1 protein-coding gene is annotated in these 2,449 nt (G+C 59.6%); it reads right to left on the reverse strand.

Annotated elements, in window-relative coordinates:
* Nucleotides 1-487: 487 nt before the first annotated feature.
* On the reverse strand, nucleotides 488-2,446 hold the full coding sequence (locus tag AOA59_RS24910; protein WP_065911437.1) for a MacB family efflux pump subunit: 1,959 nt from the start codon (nucleotides 2,444-2,446) through the stop codon (nucleotides 488-490).
* Nucleotides 2,447-2,449: the final 3 nt, after the last annotated feature.

The following is a 2,449-nucleotide window of genomic DNA, read 5'->3' on the forward strand; positions in this document are numbered from 1 at the left end:
CAAGGACGGCTATATTTCACTCAAAGTGTTACCTATGTGAATGCACTTTTGTGTAACCCATGTGGTTGTCCCGTACATCAGGTAGATAGGCTGTTGCTTTGCACTTGATCTGGCTTTTGCTTCAACCACTCAGGTCGGCTTTCAGGCCGCCGTGCTGTAGATCTTGATCTGCTTTTGATCTCAGACGCCCCGTCAACCACGATGGCCGAACGCAGGCTTGAATCCGTGGGTAACCCGGCAGGACGCCGGGTTAGCCGCGCTGGGCCAAGGATGGCCCATCGCGGCGGCCCACGGATTCAAGCCGGAGTGAGGGCACACCGAGCATTAGCGAGGTGCCGAGTGGTGGGGCGAAGACCTTTTGGTTACTTTTGGGGCGTTTGCCAAAAGTGACCCGCTGTAAGAGCGGAACCCTAGGCAGCCGTTACCGCAGCAACGGATATGTACGCCAGCAAACCACCCCACCCCAATCAAACGCTGCCAACAAAAATCAATCCCGCGCCAGCGCCTCAATCGGGTCCAACCGCGCCGCATTCCGTGCCGGCACAAAACCAAACACAATCCCGATCAACGTCGAACACGCAAACGCCGTCACAATCGACCCCACCGAAAACACCATCTCCCACTCCTTCACAAACAGCGAAAACAGATAGCCAATGGCATACGACAACGAAATCCCGATAACCCCGCCGATCAAACACACCATCACCGCCTCCACCAGAAACTGCTGACGAATATCCGACTGCCGCGCCCCCACCGCCATGCGAATCCCGATCTCACGGGTGCGCTCAGTGACCGATACCAGCATGATATTCATCACCCCAATCCCGCCCACCAGCAGCGAAATCACCGCAATCAGCGACAACAGCAGCGCCAGGGAGCGGCTGGTTTTCTGCACCGTCTGCATGATGCTATCAAGGTTATTGGTAAAAAAATCCTTGGTCCCATGCCGCTGCAGCATCAGCTTGTTAACGTTGTCTTCCACCACCTTGCTCGGCTGCCCATCCTTGATACGCACGGTAATGCTGTCCAGATGCCGCTGCCCCAACAAGCGCCCCGCCGCCGTTTCATAAGGCACCCACACGTTCAACGCCTTGCTGGCGGCAAACATGTTTTTATTGTCAGCCGTCACCCCGATCACCGTACACGGCAGTTTGCCGACCAGGATCACCTGCCCCAGCGGGTCCACGTTCGGGCCGAACAGACGATGCCGAGTGTTGTGGTCAATCACCACCACCTGCGCCTGACGCCGCGCGTCACTTTCACTGAAGGCAATCCCGGCTTCGAGCTTGAGCCCCTTCACTTTGAAATACCGATCGCTGACGCCGTTCACCTGCGCATCCAGGTCGATATTGCCGAAACGCAGCAACAGGTTACGCCCCACCACCGGCGTGGCGCTGTCGACGTAATACAGCTGGTTCAACGCCTCCACATCCGACGGCATCAATGTCTCGATGGCCGACGCCCGACTGTCCCCAAAACTGGTGCCGGAAAAGATATCAATGGTGTTACTGCCAATCGCCTGGATGTCCTTGAGCACATAACGCTTGGCCCCCTCGCCGATCGCCGAAATCGACACCACCGAGGTGATGCCGATCACGATACCCAGCATGGTCAGCAAGGTGCGCATGCGATGGGAAATCAGCGCGACCCAGGCCATATTGAAGGCTTCCTTGAACAACCCCAGGCTCGCCACCAGACGCCGGGCGCCGCTGCGCTTGGGTTCGATGGGCGCCTCGCTGGGCAACGCCAGGCCCTCACTGTCATTGGCCTTGTCGCTGACTATCTCGCCATCACACACCTCGACAATACGCTGGGCGTTCGCCGCCACCTTGGGGTCGTGGGTGACGATGATCACCGTGTGCCCGGCCGCGTGCAGCTCGGCGAGGATGCGCATCACCTCTTTGCCGCTGTGGGTGTCGAGGGCGCCGGTGGGCTCGTCGGCGAGGATCACTTCACCGCCGTTCATCAAGGCCCGGGCAATACTCACGCGCTGTTGCTGGCCCCCGGAGAGCTGGCTCGGGCGGTGGGTGGTGTGCCCCGCCAGGCCCAGGCGCGTGAGCAGGTCGCGCGCGCGGCCGTGCCGTTGGTTTTCGGGCGTACCGGCATAGATCGCCGGCATTTCCACGTTGTGCAAGGCGCTCAAATGCGCGAGCAAATGGTAGCGCTGGAAGATAAACCCGAAGTAATCACGGCGCAGCTCCGCCAACTGTTCATCACCCAGCGAGCGGGTCTCGATGCCGTTGATCTTGTAGCTGCCGGCGGTGGCGTAGTCCAGGCCGCCGAGGATGTTCATCAAGGTGGATTTGCCCGAACCCGAGGCGCCGATGATCGCGACCATTTCGCCGGCATGAATCGTCAGGTCGATGCCCTTGAGCGCGATGAACTCGCGCTCGCCGGCCATGAAACTGCGGGTAATGCCCTTGAGCTCCAACAGAGGTTGGGTCATGGC

The sequence above is a fragment of the Pseudomonas sp. 2822-15 genome (genome assembly GCF_002742515.1).
Lineage (GTDB): Bacteria > Pseudomonadota > Gammaproteobacteria > Pseudomonadales > Pseudomonadaceae > Aquipseudomonas > Aquipseudomonas salomonii.

What these genes read in the sequence shown, in the direction of transcription:
- AOA59_RS24910 (WP_065911437.1), bottom strand. Translation starts at nt 2,446, where the DNA reads ATGACCCAACCTCTGTTGGAGCTCAAGGGCATTACCCGCAGTTTCATG.